13 protein-coding genes and 1 tRNA gene are annotated in these 14,231 nt (G+C 68.4%); 8 read left to right on the forward strand and 6 right to left on the reverse strand.

The window, feature by feature from the left end:
• Positions 1-47 precede the first annotated feature (47 nt).
• Entirely contained in the window at positions 48-551 is a 504-nt protein-coding gene (locus tag ABWO84_RS06775) for a DUF3145 domain-containing protein (protein ID WP_353113748.1), read from the reverse strand.
• A 166-nt stretch (positions 552-717) separates the two neighbouring features.
• Entirely contained in the window at positions 718-1,491 is a 774-nt protein-coding gene (locus ABWO84_RS06780) for a hypothetical protein (RefSeq protein ID WP_353113749.1), read from the reverse strand.
• Between the two features lie 173 nt (positions 1,492-1,664).
• Between ABWO84_RS06780 and ABWO84_RS06785 the strand changes: the two genes are divergently transcribed.
• The 4 genes from ABWO84_RS06785 (at position 1,665) to ABWO84_RS06800 (ending at position 7,567) form a co-directional block, all read left to right on the forward strand.
• On the forward strand, positions 1,665-3,665 hold the full coding sequence (locus ABWO84_RS06785; RefSeq protein WP_353113750.1) for a GmrSD restriction endonuclease domain-containing protein: 2,001 nt from the start codon (positions 1,665-1,667) through the stop codon (positions 3,663-3,665).
• A gap of 1 nt (position 3,666) precedes the next feature.
• Complete coding sequence (locus tag ABWO84_RS06790; protein ID WP_353113751.1) at positions 3,667-4,914, forward strand: alpha/beta fold hydrolase; 1,248 nt, start codon at positions 3,667-3,669, stop codon at positions 4,912-4,914.
• Positions 4,915-5,096: 182 nt separating this feature from the next.
• Positions 5,097-6,224, forward strand: a complete 1,128-nt coding sequence (locus tag ABWO84_RS06795; protein WP_353113772.1) for a glycosyltransferase — start codon at positions 5,097-5,099, stop codon at positions 6,222-6,224.
• The gene (locus ABWO84_RS06800) at positions 6,221-7,567 is read left to right on the forward strand and encodes a hypothetical protein (protein WP_353113752.1); all 1,347 of its coding nucleotides are present in this window, start codon (positions 6,221-6,223) and stop codon (positions 7,565-7,567) included. Before ABWO84_RS06795 ends, ABWO84_RS06800 begins: the two co-directional genes overlap by 4 nt.
• A 16-nt stretch (positions 7,568-7,583) precedes the next feature.
• On the opposite strand, the gene ABWO84_RS06805 is transcribed toward ABWO84_RS06800, so the two are convergent.
• Together ABWO84_RS06805 and ABWO84_RS06810 are read right to left on the reverse strand one after the other, a co-directional pair.
• Positions 7,584-8,345 carry a class I SAM-dependent methyltransferase gene (locus tag ABWO84_RS06805; protein WP_353113753.1) on the reverse strand — a complete coding sequence of 254 codons (762 nt, stop codon included), beginning with the start codon at positions 8,343-8,345 and terminating at the stop codon, positions 7,584-7,586.
• A gap of 50 nt (positions 8,346-8,395) precedes the next feature.
• Positions 8,396-9,493 (reverse strand): hypothetical protein, encoded by a 1,098-nt coding sequence (locus ABWO84_RS06810; RefSeq protein ID WP_353113754.1) that lies wholly within the window; start codon positions 9,491-9,493, stop codon positions 8,396-8,398.
• 192 nt (positions 9,494-9,685) lie between these two features.
• Between ABWO84_RS06810 and ABWO84_RS06815 the strand changes: the two genes are divergently transcribed.
• The 3 genes from ABWO84_RS06815 (at position 9,686) to ABWO84_RS06825 (ending at position 12,800) form a co-directional block, all read left to right on the forward strand.
• Positions 9,686-10,717 (forward strand): hypothetical protein, encoded by a 1,032-nt coding sequence (locus ABWO84_RS06815; RefSeq protein WP_353113755.1) that lies wholly within the window; start codon positions 9,686-9,688, stop codon positions 10,715-10,717.
• 164 nt (positions 10,718-10,881) lie between these two features.
• Entirely contained in the window at positions 10,882-11,865 is a 984-nt protein-coding gene (locus tag ABWO84_RS06820; RefSeq protein WP_353113756.1) for a peroxiredoxin family protein, read from the forward strand.
• Complete coding sequence (locus ABWO84_RS06825; protein ID WP_353113757.1) at positions 11,862-12,800, forward strand: helix-turn-helix domain-containing protein; 939 nt, start codon at positions 11,862-11,864, stop codon at positions 12,798-12,800. The genes ABWO84_RS06820 and ABWO84_RS06825 overlap by 4 nt, the downstream gene beginning before the upstream one ends.
• Before the next feature lie 68 nt (positions 12,801-12,868).
• On the opposite strand, the gene ABWO84_RS06830 is transcribed toward ABWO84_RS06825, so the two are convergent.
• Both ABWO84_RS06830 and ABWO84_RS06835 read right to left on the reverse strand, forming a co-directional pair.
• Positions 12,869-12,942, reverse strand: a tRNA-Ile gene (locus ABWO84_RS06830).
• A 34-nt stretch (positions 12,943-12,976) separates the two neighbouring features.
• On the reverse strand, positions 12,977-13,513 hold the full coding sequence (locus ABWO84_RS06835) for a gamma carbonic anhydrase family protein (RefSeq protein WP_353113758.1): 537 nt from the start codon (positions 13,511-13,513) through the stop codon (positions 12,977-12,979).
• Between the two features lie 130 nt (positions 13,514-13,643).
• Here ABWO84_RS06835 and ABWO84_RS06840 point away from each other — a divergent pair, with 130 nt between their 5' ends.
• On the forward strand, positions 13,644-14,126 hold the full coding sequence (locus ABWO84_RS06840) for a Dps family protein (RefSeq protein WP_353113759.1): 483 nt from the start codon (positions 13,644-13,646) through the stop codon (positions 14,124-14,126).
• Positions 14,127-14,231 lie beyond the last annotated feature (105 nt).

Genomic DNA, 14,231 nt, shown 5'->3' on the forward strand with positions numbered 1-14,231 from the left:
CTCGCGCCTCTCTCGCAGGTCTTCATGTCGATGGTCCGACGCGGCGCTCAGCCGACCTTGTGCAGCCACACCACGCGGGCGTCGTCGCTCGCGTGACGGAACGGTTCGAGCTCCTCGTCCCAGGCGGCGCCGAGTGCGACGTCCAGCTCGCGCTGAAGCTCCTCGATGCTCCCCGCCGCGATCTCCATCGCATAGCGGATCCGGTCTTCGCCGACGACGATGTTGCCGGCCGCGTCCGTCTGGGCGTAGTGGATACCCAGATCGGGCGTGTGCAGCCAGCGTCCGCCGTCGCTGCGCGGAGTGGGATCCTCGGTGATCTCGAAGCGCAGGTGCTCCCAGCCGCGGATCGCCGTCGCGAGGGCGGCGCCCGTCCCGGCGACTCCCTCCCAGTAGAACTCCGCACGGCGAGTGCCCTGCTGCACCGGCTGGTCGTCCCAGTCGAAGCTGACGGCACGACCGATAGCGCGTCCCACCGCCCATTCGAGGTGCGGGCAGAGCGCGCGAGGTGCGGAGTGGATGTACACCACTCCGCGTGCGTATCCCGTCGCCATGATCTCTCCGTTTCATCAGGTACGTCTTCCCCTACGACCTGAACCACGGATGTGGCGAACTATGCGGTTATACGGCGATTATCGCCCAGAACGGACGGAATGACAAGCGTGTAATACGAGGGAGCCCCGTTCCGGGGAACGGGGCTCCCTCAGGGACAGAGGAGGCTCAGGCCTCGCTCATCACCTGCTTCTCCTGGAGACCCTTGGCGGCGTAGTAGGCCGCGCGGGCGGCGTCACGACGAGCCTGCTCGGCGTAGCCGGCCTCGAGCACGTCCTGCGCGACCTCGACCTGGGTGTGCTGGTCGGTGCCGTGGTACTTCTCGATGTAGGCGTCGAGCTCCGGGCCCGAGGTCCACGACGTGATCAGGCAGTAGCGGGGCTCGGTGCCGTTGTGCGTCGTCGCATGCCACAGGCGCTGCGTGTCGACGATCAGCTGCGCGCCCGCCGGCAGGGCGATGCGGTACTCGATGCTCGGGTCGGTGCGGTTCTCACGCAGGACGAAGTAGCTGTCCTTGTCGTCGGTGAGGTTGAAGAACCCGCGGACCACCCAGCCGGTGCCGTCGGGGTTCAGCCGGTTGTTGTCGTCCTGGTGCAGGTTGTAGAGGCACTCGCCGTACGGCGTGGGCTGCAGCTCGATGATGCGGCAGCGGCCGACGTTCGCCCCCGGCTCCTGCGCCCGACGAGCGAGGTTCGGGGCCTTGGCGACCTGCGAGTCGATCCAGACGCCGTCCTTGTCGGTGCGCGGCGGCTTGTGGTTCCAGAAGCCGTTGCACTCGATCTCGCCCTTCGCGCTCGCGAGCGGCGCGAAGCGGGTGTCACCGGAAGACTTCCAGTCGTTGTACTCGACGTCGAGCCACTCCTTGGGGTCGAGCTCCTGGTTGTAGCTGTCCAGGATGACGAATCCCTTGTCCTCGAGGGCGGCGGACTTGATGTATCCCATGATCGAGTCATGTCCTTTCGTAAGGGGCCAGCGAAGTTTTTACAGGCCCTACTTAGGTAAGCCTAACAGCCGATTCGGGACATGCCGAGGAGCGCAGCCGTGGAAAATCACCCGCGGATAGACTCGATGCGGCGAGGCACGTCTTCTCGCCGTCTCGGAGGCAACACCCAGTCATGGCCACGGCTACCAACGTCGAAGCGACCGCAGTCAACACGATCGAATGGCTCTCGCTTCCCGCGACGACCATCGTCGTCCCGGTGTATCAGCGGCAGTACCGCTGGGACATCGGCGGGTGCGAACGTCTTCTCGCCGACATCCGCGCCGTCGCCGAGGAGGACTCCTCTCACCGCCACTTCATCGGGTCGATCCTGTCTGCGGAGGATTCCTCGGACGTCGACGCCGATCTCATCCTGATCGACGGCCAGCAGCGGATCACCACGCTGATGCTGCTCGTCGCCGCGCTGCACCATGCGGTGCGTGACCTGGACCCTGCGATGGCGGCCGAACTGGCACGGGTCCTGGTGCGCCCCGGCGACCCCGACCGCACGAAGCTGCGCCCCCATGACGCGTGGGCGGACCTCTTCGAGTCGGTCGTGCTCGACAGGCGCGACGACGCCGACCGGGAGTCGCGTTTCGACGACAACTACGCGTTCTTCCGCAGCCAGGTCCACGCCGACGAAGCTGCCCGGATCTGGGCCGGCCTCAAGCGGCTGGAGCATGTGTCGATCACCCTCGGCGCCGCCGCGAACGCTCAGCAGATCTTCGAGAGCCTCAATTCCACCGGTGAGCCGCTGCGTGACCATGAGCTCATCCACAACTACATCCTGATGGGCCTCTCCCATGCTCAGCAGGAAGAGATCGAGCAGCGGTACTGGCTGCCGATCGAGCGAGCCACGGGCGAGACCATCGGAGCCTTCTGGCGTCACTTCATGGTGATGACGACCGGACGGGAGATCGCGGCCGCCGGTGAGCACGGCGTCTACGCCGCCTTCCGCCAGTCGTTCCCGCGCGTCGGCGCCGAGCGACTGACCGCCGATGCCGCGCTCTGGCGGGAGTACGCGGAGATCTACGGCACCCTGCTGGACCCGTCCCGCGAGGAGGACGGCGGCATCCGCCGCCAGCTCGCGTTCGTCAACACCTTCGGACGGGCCGCCTACCCGCTGGTGATGAGCGCATATCACGACCACCGTCGAGGCGCGATCTCGCGCGATGAGCTGATCCGCACGCTCGAGTGGGTGCAGACCCTGCTGCTCCGGCGCGCCGTCGTCGGCCTGCCGACCGAACGCCTCATCGCCCGGCTCTGCCGCGCGCGCCGTACCGGCACCGACGCGCTCATGCGCGCGATCGCGCGGATCACCCCCTCGGACGAGAGGGTCAGCGCCGTGCTGAAGTACGTGGAGCTGCCGCACGCCGCATACGTGCTCGGGCGTCTCCTCGACGTCGAAGACGTGGCGGGCTTCGACGTGGACCACATCGCCCCTGCGGTGCCGTCCGACACCTGGACGGGCGACGGCTCGCGGGGCTGGGACGACCTCTCCGAGGACGAGCAGAACAGCCATCGCGCACTCGCGCCGACACTCGGCAACCTCACGCTGCTCGAGCAGCCGCTCGCCGAGCGCACCTTCGGAGCCTCCTTCCCCGACAAGCGCGACACCGCCTACGCCCGGAGCACGGTGGCAGGCACTCGCGCGCTCGTCGACGTGTCGGCGTGGAGCACCTCCTCCATCTCCGAGCGGACGGTGCACCTCACCGAGGCGTTCCTGCGCGTCTGGGCCCGGCCCGATCTTCCCGAGATCGACGACGACGGGCTGACGCCCGTGCTCGACGCCGTCCGACGCCGGGGCTGGCCGGCGGGCTGGGACCGTGAGTTCGACTACGTCGAGTACCGCGGCGAGCACTGGGAGGTCAAAGACGTCAAGCACCTCTTCAACCGCGTCTTCCGTCGAGCCTGGACCGACGACCGACCCGCCGCGCTCGCCTACAGCGCCCGGCAGGGCGGGCCGCTGTACGAGGAGATGGCCTGGAAGGGCCAGTGGGACCACCTCGGCGGTCGCTATCTCTACATGGGCTGGGACTCGAACTACATGATGAACGCGCTGCAGGGCGTGCTGGAGGAGTCCGGCATCGCGGCAGAGGTCTTCGTGAAGTACTCCTACATCGGGAACGTGATGTGACATGAGCACCGCCGTCCGTCGTATGCAGGACCTGACCGTCACCGAGCACCGCCTCGCCGTTCCTCTCGTCTGGGACGACGACGCGGATCAGCGCACCATCGAGGTGTTCGCCGCCGTGATCGCCCGCGAGGGAGGCGAGCACCTGCCCTACTTGGTGTTCCTGCAGGGCGGGCCCGGGTTCGAGGCGCCACGCGCCTTCCACTCCCCCTCGGCGCCGTACTGGCTGGACACCGCGCTCTCCGAGTATCGCGTCGTGATGCTCGATCAACGGGGAACAGGGCGGTCCACGCCCGTCGGCGAGGATCTGCTCGCGGGCGGCTCCGCAGCCGCGGCGGAGTATCTGACGCACCTGCGCGCGGACTCGATCGTCCGGGACGCGGAAGCACTGCGCGCCTCCCTCGACGTCCCGCGCTGGAACCTTCTCGGGCAGTCGTTCGGGGGCTTCACGACGCTCGCCTACCTGTCCCGCTTCGCGGACTCCCTGGACCGCGTCTACATCACCGGCGGCCTCTCGCCGCTCGATCGCCACCCGGACGACGTCTACGCACTCTGCTACGACAAGATGCGCGATGCCTCCGAACGCTACTACCGGCGCTTCCCGGAGCATCGCGAGACGATGCGCCGGCTGACCGCGCTCGCGGCGGACGGCGGCCTGACGCTGCCGGACGGCGAGGTCGTGTCGGTCTCGCGTCTGCGCTCCATCGGCTCGGTGCTCGGCACGAACGACGGATGGCAGACGCTCTGGTCGCTGCTCGAGCTCGACCCCCGCTCCCCCGCCTTCCGTTACGACCTCGCCGCGTCCCTGCCCTTCGGCGGACGCAACCCCTTGTACTTCGTCTTCCACGAGTCGAGCTACGCGAGCGGGCACGCGACCCGCTGGTCGGCGGAGCGCACCATGCCCGACGACTTCGTGGACGACCCCACGCTCTTCACCGGGGAGCACATCCGGCGCGAGTGGACCGACAGCGTCCCGGCGTTCCGCCCGTGGAAGGACGTCGCGCTGTCCCTCGCCGAGCACGAGTGGCCTCGGGTCTACGACCCGGCAGCGGTGTCGGCGTCAGGAGCACGAGGCGCGGCCGCGGTGTACGTGAACGATGTCTACGTGCCGCTGGAGTTCTCACTCGAGACCGCGGGCCTGATGCCGGAGCTGAAACTCTGGGTCACCAGCGAGCACGAGCACAACGGGTTGCGCTCCGGCCCCGTCCTGTCGCACCTCTTCGACCTCGCGCACGACCGTCGGGTGCGCTGAGGTCGCGGGTCTCCTCGCCTCGTTCGGCGGCCCGTGCGCGCCACGGTCCGTGAGGACTGCGCCTGTGCATCCGCTGTTCGCCGCACTGTATCGAAACCGTAAGCATTCGGGCATACACTCCTGCAACGCTCGGGCCGATGGGATGGCCCCATGTCCTTGCACAGAGTGTCCCGGTGGTCCGCATGCAGTTGAGCATCATCGTTCCCACGTACAACGAAGGCCAGAGCGCCGTCGAGCTGATCCGTCGAGCCGATTCCGCGCTCCAGGGCATCGATGCGGAGATCCTGTTCGTCGACGACGGCACCGATGATCTCCCCGAGGTCGTCGCGGACGCGTCGTCCTGGGCGCACGTGTCCGTGCGTGTCCGGCGACGTCCGGCCGCCACCGGTGGCCTCAGCGGCGCGGTCGTCGAAGGCCTCCGTCATGCGCGCTCGAACATCTGCATCGTGATGGACGGCGACCTTCAGCACCCGCCGGAGGTGCTCCGTGACCTCTGGGAGCGCCACGCACGGGGTGATGCGGACGTGGTCGTCGCTTCGAGATACGTCGACGGAGGCGACGCCGACGGGCTGGCCGACGTCGGCAGGGTCCTCGTTTCCCGGCTGTCCACGTCGATCACTCGTGCCATGTTCCCCGTGCGCCTGCGCGAGGTCACCGATCCGATGACCGGGTTCTTCCTCGTCGACACCGCAACGCTGGACCTCGACGAACTGCGGCCGAGAGGCTTCAAGATCCTGCTCGAGCTGCTGGTACGGCGGCAGCACCGAGTCGCGGAGGTGCCGTTCGTCTTCGCATCCCGTTTCGCGGGAGAGTCCAAGGCGACCGTCCGTCAGGGAGTGCAGTTCCTCGCACAGGTGGCTGCTCTGCGGTTCGGGAGGATGTCGTCCTTCGCCGTCGTCGGCGCCTTCGGGGCCGCCGCGAACATCGCGATCGTCTGGGCCATGACCTCCCTCGGCATCGACTACCTGCTCGCCGCGATCGTCGCCGCCGAAGCGACGATCCTGGGCAACTTCGTCCTCTTCGAGCTCGCCGTGTTCCGTGACATGCGTGCGGAGGCATCAACCCTGGCGGGCAGATTCTGGCGCTCGTTCGCGTTCAACAACGTCGAGTCCGCCGTGCGGATCCCGGTCGTCGCGCTCCTGGTGAGCGGGGTGCACCTCTCCAGTGTGCTCGCGACCGCGCTGACCCTCGCCGTCGCCTTCATCGCAAGGTTCCTCTTCCATTCCCTCGTCGTCTACCGCCCGCGCGCCTCGCGCGCGCCGCAGGCCAGCGCACCGGTATCCGAAGCGGCCGAGGCGATCACACCATGACTCGACTCCTCGATCTCTCCCCTTCGACGCCGAGGACGTCGCCGTGGCCGTCCGGCACGGGGCGCACCCTCGCGATCGGAGCATTCCTCGCCCTCGTCCTGGGCGGCCTCGCCTGGCTTCGGCTCCCCGCCGTCGCCCGCGACACGTTCTGGGCGGAGGACGGCAGGAACTTCGTGCAGTCCGCCATGTTCCACGGCTGGGGGGACCTCTTCACCCCGTACGGCGGATACCTCCATCTCCTTCCCCGTGTGCTCGCGAACACGGCGGTCATGGCGGTGCCGCTGGACGGCTATGCGCTGTTCATGTCCGGCGCCGCGAGCCTGGTCGCCGGTGTCTGCGCAGGCATCGTGTGGATGGTCTCCCGCCAGCACGTCGGATCGGGCTGGGCGCTCGTCATCGGCGCGAGCACGGTGCTGGCACCGCTCGCTGCGCGAGAAGTGCTGGGCAATGCGGCCAACATCCACACGATCCTGATGTGGACCCTCTTCTGGGTGCTGCTCTACACGCCGACGCGGCGCTCCACCGCCGCGCTTCTCGCCCTCTTCGCCCTCGTCGCGGCGCTCACCGAGGTGCAGGCCGTCTTCCTGCTGCCGCTCCTGCTCTGGCGATCCAGGAGTCGGCTGCGTCGCATCGTCTACGGCGGGACGCTGGCTGGTGTCCTCGCGCAGCTGCTCTGCGTGCTCCTCTCGCCGCGCAAGCAGACGGCGTTCGGACACGTCGAGCCTCTGTCGTACCCGTACGGGTTCGTCATCAACGCGCTCATGCCGATCGTCCTCCCGACGCGGGCCATCGGGCCCGTGCTGTCCACCACGGCGCAGCTCGTGCCGCTGCTCCTCGTCGCGGCGTTCGGCGCAGCGTTCCTCGTCCTCCTCCGCGGCGCTTCATCGACGGCGCGTGTCATCGTCAGCGCCGCGCTCCTGCTGGCCGTGCTCACCTACGTCGCCGGCGTGTACACGACCCCGTTGGATCTCTACGACTACGCCTCGCACTCCCCCGCGCAGCTCCGTGCCGTCTGGCTCGCGCGCTACGGAGTGCTTCCGTCGATGCTGGTCATCTCGGCGCTCTGCGTCGCCGCCGGAGACCGAACGCGAACGCGGCCGGAGCGGGAGGGCATGAGGAGGAGCGAAGCCGTGCGGAAAGGGGTCGCGTTCGGAGTCGTGACACTTCTGCTGCTCAGTTTCGCGTGTTTCTTCAGCCCTTCCGACACCCGACGTTCTCATGGCCCCGCATGGCAGCCGCAGGTCGTCCAAGCCCGCGAGGAGTGCGCCGAAGGAGCAGCTGCCGTCACGTTGGCGCAGACGCTCGGCTGGAGCGTGGAGGTGCCCTGCGGACGCATCCGCTGAGCCCGTTGCGCCGGCACTACACGCGCGTGGCGGCAATACGGAACCGGCGCTGATCGACCTCGATGGGTCGCAACCCGGCGAGGCGATGCAGCTGCGTGGCATGCTCCCGAGGCGTGAAGCCGGGCACATCCCACGGGACAGCCGCCAGATACTCGACGAGCGTCCCGACGTCGCGGAAGCGCATGGCTCCGGTCCACTCGGCGACATCGTCTATCCGGAAGCCCTCGTCGACCAGTTCGGAGACCATCCTCTTCGGCGTCACATGATCGTAGAGGCCTTCGCCATGGAACCATTCGCGCAGCTGTGCGGCGTCGCGTCCGTCGACCTGTTGCGTCAGCAGACGCCCGCCGGGACGGAGCACCCTCGCGCACTCCGCGGCGTCCACCGCCTCGTGGCGATTCACCAGGAGATCCTGCGAGGCGTCATCGAGCGGCAGCCGCTCTCGCATCTCCGGATCGTAGGAGAGCACCTCGACGCCGTAGGGTGCCAGAGCGGCGCGGGCGATCGGCAGGTTCTCCGCCCATCCCTCCGTCGCGACCATGGTCGCCCTGGGTCGTCCGATCGCCGCCAGGTGCGTGATGAGCCGCTCGCCTCCACCGGTCCCGATGTCCACCGCACGGTCGACGGAGCGCAGGGCGGTGCGCACCTCCTCGTCGAAGTCCCAGGGAACCTCGTCGGCGTCCAGCCGGTCACCGAACGAGGAGAAGTCCCAGCCCGACATCGCCGACCGCTCGTGAAGACGGACGAGCCACTCGATCAGATCGTCGCGTTCGATCATGCGCCTGAGTCTGCCATGTCCGCCGTCGGTGCTCCCGTCGTGCGGTCGAGTCACACCCGGACGAGGATCGACCGGGCGACCAGCGCGTCGACGGCCGCCGTGACGAGGGCACGCGGGTCCGCTGTGGGCTCACCGACGACCTGTACCACCCGGCGCGTGAGCTCGTCGAGCCCGATCCAGGTGCCGGCGCACTGCCAGATCGCCAGAGCGATGCCCGAGACCGCCGCAGCCTGATACTGCCCGTCACACACCGCCAGAAAGGACCCGTCGTCGATCGCATCGACCATCGCCGCACGCCGGACGTCGCCGATCACGGGGACGGCGGTCTCCTCCTCCTCGGGTCGCGTATCAGATGCCGAGATCTCGCCCCGCGGCGGAGCCTCCGACGCCCAGAGGTCAGCGAACAGAGCAGGCAGGTCGTCCTGCGACCGGTACCGCACCGCAGCGAGCAGCGGCACACGCTCGAGCACGCCGCCGAGCACGCCGAGTGGGATCGGCGAGGAGGTCAGCGCAGGAGCCCACGGCAGCACCGCTGCCGACATCTCCGGCACCGAGACCGGCACCCAGTGAGGCGACTCATCGGGGGCATGGATGAGGAGCGCCACCGTCCCGATCCGATGTGCTCCGGAGCCCACGGACATGCCGACGACGGCGGGGGCCGCGAGCCGCCCGGATGCCGGATCGATGACCGGCACCGGAAGGCCTTCCACGGTCGCCTTCTCCAGGTCGACCCGGGCTGCGTCGAGGCCGAGGTAGACGACTGACGACGACAGGGCGTGGATCGCCTCCTCACGCCCCGTGCCGAAGAGCATGGTCGCCGAAGAAGCGCCGGACTCCCTGACCGTGGCGGCGGACATCGGCAGCGGACGTGACGTCCGGGCATCCGAGGCGACGGCGGAAGCCCGGGCCATCGCCGACACGGCGCTCCTGACGTTTGCGGCGAGATCCGCCGCGGTCGTCCCGAACGCGAAGGGGCTCGATGTCGTCGCCGGCTGGGTCGTCGTCGCGATGAGCCGCTGCCTCCCGGGTTGCCCGGAAGCCAAATGCGACCACTGCGCGCGCAATGCCGATTTCACCTCTTCCGCCACGCCGTCGTCGAAATCGATCGAGATCGCGCCGTCGAAGACCTGCACCGTCATTCTGTCCACGCAGCGACTATATCCGCCCGATGCGCGACACCGTCCGCTATGTCCGCATCGGGCGCGTTTCCGGTACATTCCGCGCCATTCGTCGGCAGTGTTCGCGCCAGGCTTCGTCTTTCCCGCCCCGCTCCCGCCAATATCGAGCATGTTGTCATCGAGCACGCCTTGCTGCTTGGGGAACAGGGAAAGGAACTCTGAATGGAAAACGAATCGACTGCGCACAGCGGCGTCAGCCGTCGCGCGATCGTCAAGGGTGCGGCCTGGGCGATGCCCGTCATCGCGATGGCATCCGCCGTGCCGCTCGCGACCGCCTCGACGAACCCGGCCGGCAACCTCGCCGCCGAGGCGGACAGCTGTGATCTGATCACGCTGAACATCGCCGGCAGCGGAACTCCCGGATTCAAGTACACGGTGACGGAGGGCGTCATCAAGGCCGGGACCGAGATCGAGATCGACGCGGGCGGTCTGGCCAATATCGACATCGGCAGCTGGACGGTCACCGACAGCACCGGGAGCGTGGCCGCAGACGGCCGGCCCGGAGGACTGAGCCTGTTGTTCATCGGCGGAGGCGTCGCACGCCTGCGCCTGCTCCGCGACTACCAGGTCGGCGAGTGGATCAAGGTCGGGATCACCGGCATCAACGCCAGCATCGTGGGTCGCTACACCACCACGATCCTCACCGACGACGCGAACCTGAACGACCAGCGCGCGGCCTTCACCGCCGGCGGTGCCGGCGTGCTGAACGCCGTCGGAGCGTTCATCTGCTTCTCCGATGCGACCCAGGTCGTCACGCCCCAGGAGCTTCCGAACGTCGATGTGCAGATCACGGCGACCTGCCCGACGATCCTCGGAGGTTCCCCGCGGTTCACGATCGGCGTGAAGGGGGCGGGCACGATCCCCGCCGGCACCGAGTTCCTGCTCTTCGACTCCGCGGTGGCGAACGTGAACTTCGGTGAATGGAAGTGGTCAGGCGGCGGCAGCTCCGGCGCCGCGAGCATGATCGATCTGCTCGGCATCGGCGGCTCGGCGAAGATCGTCAAGCTGCCGCGCGATGTCACATCCGGCACGCCGATCCAGCTCATCACCGAGGGCATCGGCGTCAACGCCGGGCTGAATGCGCGTCTCGTCTACGTCGGAAGCGATGCCAACTCCGCGAACAACGGCGCCGGCATGAACTTCACCGGCATCACCGTCGGCGGCATCTTCGGGGGAAGCTGCCAGACCGTCTGACATCCGGCCGGGTGGTGCGGCTCCGACCGCCCCACCCGGTCCGCCGCCCCTCCGGAGAGCACGCGCACCGCGCAGGGGCGGCGACGATCACTTTTCCACCGTCCGCCCCTGCGATCCGGGGAGCATCGTGGGCGAACGGCTTCTGCTGCGCTGGGGAGGTAGCAGTGAACATCGCCGTCTATGCATTGATACTCGTCGTGCTCATCGGAATTCTCGGAGCGAGCGGGATACTGAAGCTGCTTTCTCCGGGAAGCACCATTGCAGGAATGCGTGCCCTCGGAGTGCCGCAATTGTTGCGGAGCCCTCTCTTCGCGATTGCCTTGCCCCTCGCGGAGTTGTGTCTCGGCGCATCGCTTCTCGCATTGCCGCGCCCCTTCCACGAATGGGCACTATCGGTGACGGCAGTGCTCTTCGGCGTCTTCCTCGTCGTCGTCATCCGCGCCGTCATCGCGCGGCGTTCCGAACCGTGCCACTGTTTCGGCGCGCACGACGACGCACCGATCTCCGCAGCGACCGTCGTCCGAAACGCCCTCCTGTTCGGGTTCGCGCTGGCGGCCGCGGTCGGGCCGCCTCGGGGCCCGCTGCTCGAGGTCGTGGGCACGGGCCTCGAGCAGGACGCCGGGCTGTTCCAGCTCGGACTGCTCATCCTCGTCTCAGCCGGCGCGCTGCACCTCCGGAGGAGTCTCACCCCGTCTCAGCCCGCCCGCCAGAACCCGCCGTCGGAGCGTACGGTGTCCCGGCACCTTCTCGCCGACCTGTTCGGCGCGGAACACGATGTCCGCGGGTTCACCGCCGACCGTCGTGCGGTCATCGTCTTCGTCAGCACCACCTGCACGGCGTGCCGGGCGCTCATCCCCACTCTGACGCAGTGGCTCCCGACCCTCAGGGAGCAGGGTGTCCACACCTGGCTGGTGACGGATGCTCCGCCCGCAGAAGCGATCAGCGCCTTCCCCGTCTTCGGCGCGCACCTCCTGCACGACCGGGGCAACGGGTTGGCGCGCGAGATAGGGATCACCTCCCTCCCCTCCGCGATCTACTTCGGCGCCGACGGCGTGCCGACGGTGAGCCTCGGCCCCGCCGAGGGCATCCCCGCCGTGGAGGCGCTCATCCGCAATGTCCTCGTCGCTCCTGCGGAGACCGGTCGATGAGCATCGGACAGCAGAACCTCCTGGTTCCCCCGGTCTCCGGCAGCGCCGCGTGTCAGGAGAGGGTCGTCGCCCGCCTCTTCGGGAAGGCGCGGCGGCAGACACCCCTGGACGGCCTCACCGGTGTCGGCATCGGAGACTTCGATGTCTTCCGCCTCGCCGTGTCCGAGCCGGTCATCACGCCGACTCCGGATCCCGCTCAGGGCGGGCACCTGATGCTGGCCCATGCGACGCACGGGGGCCTCGAGGTCGTGCAGACCGGCCGCGATGCGCTCACGGTGGAGGGAACCGACTCGATTCTCGCCGTGATCGCTTCGGAGGTGTCGTTCCACGTGCGCGCCGGCAGCTCTCTCATCGCCGTCGTGCTTCCGTACACAGCGATCGCAGACTTCACCAGCGTCGTTCCGGTCGTCGCCCGACGACTCCTCAGCGATCACGTCCTCAACAGCCCGATGTGGAGCTTCCTCGACGCGTTGATCGACACTCCTCCACCGTGGCAGCAGCTGAGCGGCTACTTCATCGAAAGCCTCGTGGCCGAGATGATCACCTCTGTCGTGGTGTCCGGCGCATCCGCCGACGCTCCCGCGAGCAGCGCAGGGCTCACGGCGTCGCGCCAGCTCGTGCGAAGAGCGCGCGGGCACATCTACGCGTACGCGCGCGATGCCCGGCTGACGATCCAGGACGTCGCCGCGAGCGTCGGAGTGCCCCTCCGTTCCCTGCAACGCGCGTTCGCCGAGGACGGTCTGACGCTCGCGGACGAGATCCGGAAGGCGCGGGCGATGGCGGCGGTCGCATTGCTGCGATCGGCGGAGTCGAGCCTGATGATGCTCGATGACGTCGCCAAGCTCACCGGGTACCCGGATGCCGTCGCCATGCGCCGCACGTTCCGTTCCCTCGGACTCGAACAGCCGAGTCGCTACCGGGCGCAGAGCCACTAGGACGTATCGGCCCGACAGCGGATCTGCGGAGCGGCGTCGTCGCGTCGCGGATGGCCGGGCAATCAGAGTGGGGCGGGTGGGACTTGAACCCACGATCGTCGGGTTATGAGCCCGCTGCCTTGACCAGCTTGGCCACCGCCCCGCAGACGTCCAGCCTAGCGGCGGGACGACGATGATCAGACCGCCTCGGCGTCCCGATGCGTCTGCAAGTGACGGAGGTAGATCTCCGCGTTCTCCAGGAGGCCCGCGCGCTCCTCGTCCGTCAGAGCGCGTCGCACCTTCGCCGGCACCCCCGCCACCAGGGAGCCGTCCGGCACCTCCGTGCCGCCCAGCACCACCGCGCCCCCGGCGACGAGGCACCCTTTGCCGATCACTGCTCCGCTGAGGACGACGGCACCCATGCCGATCAGCGAGCCGTCACCGACGACGCAGCCGTGGACGACGGCGTTGTGCCCGATCGACACCCGCTCCCCGACGCGCACGCCGTGTCCGGCGTCCACATGCACCGACACGTTGTCCTGCACATTGCTCCCCGCCCCGATCACGATGCCCGCGGAGTCGCCCCGAAGCACCGCGTTGTACCAGACGCTCGTGCCCTCGGCCAGCGCGACCTCCCCGACGATACGTGCGCCCTCGGCGACGAACGCACTCTCATCAATGGACGGGCGCTTGCCCGGAAGGGCGAGTACGGAGGCTCCTGACGCGATGCTCATAAGGTGAGACTACCCTCAGATCCGCGGAATCACGCGGGAGTAAGCGTTGCCTTTGCTTGCTTGCGGAACATCTCACGCTGAGTAGCGTTGATGTCACCAGGCAGCGAACGACAGATCCGGAGGACATCCCATGAGCGCTTCCCAGACCATCCCCACCACCGCCAGCGACCCGACCGTGGCCGCCGCCGCGTCGCAGTTCCTCTCCCCCGTCGTCCTCGGGCTGCAGGCCCTCGTCGTCAACGGCAAGCAGGCCCATTGGCACGTCCGCGGCGCCAACTTCATCGGTGTGCATGAGTTCCTCGACACCGTGGTCGCCCATGCGGGCGATTTCGCCGACACGGCCGCGGAGCGCATCGTCGCTCTCGGCCTTCCGATCGATGCACGCGTGAGCGCGGTCGCGGGGAAGACCTCGACCTCGGTTCCGGCCGGCTTCACGGCCTCGGACGAGCTGGTGCGCGCGGTCATCTCCGACATCGATGCGATCCTGGTCGACGTCAAGGCGGCGATCGACGGCCTCGACGAGGTCGACCTCACCAGCCAGGACGTCGCGATCGAGATCATGCGCGGGCTCGAGAAGGACCGCTGGTTCCTCGTCTCGCACATCGCCGCCTGATCTCCCCGGTGATGCAGAGGGGCGCCGGATCTTCGGATCCCGCCCGCCTAAGGAAACCCCGGGCCGCGCTCAACCCCCCGACCAGGAACGGCACCCCCACGGACT

The organism is Microbacterium sp., assembly GCF_040394595.1.
In the GTDB taxonomy this organism is placed as follows: Bacteria; Actinomycetota; Actinomycetes; order Actinomycetales; family Microbacteriaceae; genus Microbacterium.

Coding starts and splice junctions, on each gene's coding strand:
- ABWO84_RS06775 (WP_353113748.1), bottom strand. CDS start 551: ATGGCGACGGGATACGCACGCGGAGTGGTGTACATCCACTCCGCACCT.
- ABWO84_RS06780 (WP_353113749.1), bottom strand. CDS start 1,491: ATGGGATACATCAAGTCCGCCGCCCTCGAGGACAAGGGATTCGTCATC.
- ABWO84_RS06785 (WP_353113750.1), top strand. CDS start 1,665: ATGGCCACGGCTACCAACGTCGAAGCGACCGCAGTCAACACGATCGAA.
- ABWO84_RS06790 (WP_353113751.1), top strand. CDS start 3,667: ATGAGCACCGCCGTCCGTCGTATGCAGGACCTGACCGTCACCGAGCAC.
- ABWO84_RS06795 (WP_353113772.1), top strand. CDS start 5,097: ATGCAGTTGAGCATCATCGTTCCCACGTACAACGAAGGCCAGAGCGCC.
- ABWO84_RS06800 (WP_353113752.1), top strand. CDS start 6,221: ATGACTCGACTCCTCGATCTCTCCCCTTCGACGCCGAGGACGTCGCCG.
- ABWO84_RS06805 (WP_353113753.1), bottom strand. CDS start 8,345: ATGATCGAACGCGACGATCTGATCGAGTGGCTCGTCCGTCTTCACGAG.
- ABWO84_RS06815 (WP_353113755.1), top strand. CDS start 9,686: ATGGAAAACGAATCGACTGCGCACAGCGGCGTCAGCCGTCGCGCGATC.
- ABWO84_RS06825 (WP_353113757.1), top strand. CDS start 11,862: ATGAGCATCGGACAGCAGAACCTCCTGGTTCCCCCGGTCTCCGGCAGC.
- ABWO84_RS06835 (WP_353113758.1), bottom strand. CDS start 13,513: ATGAGCATCGCGTCAGGAGCCTCCGTACTCGCCCTTCCGGGCAAGCGC.
- ABWO84_RS06840 (WP_353113759.1), top strand. CDS start 13,644: ATGAGCGCTTCCCAGACCATCCCCACCACCGCCAGCGACCCGACCGTG.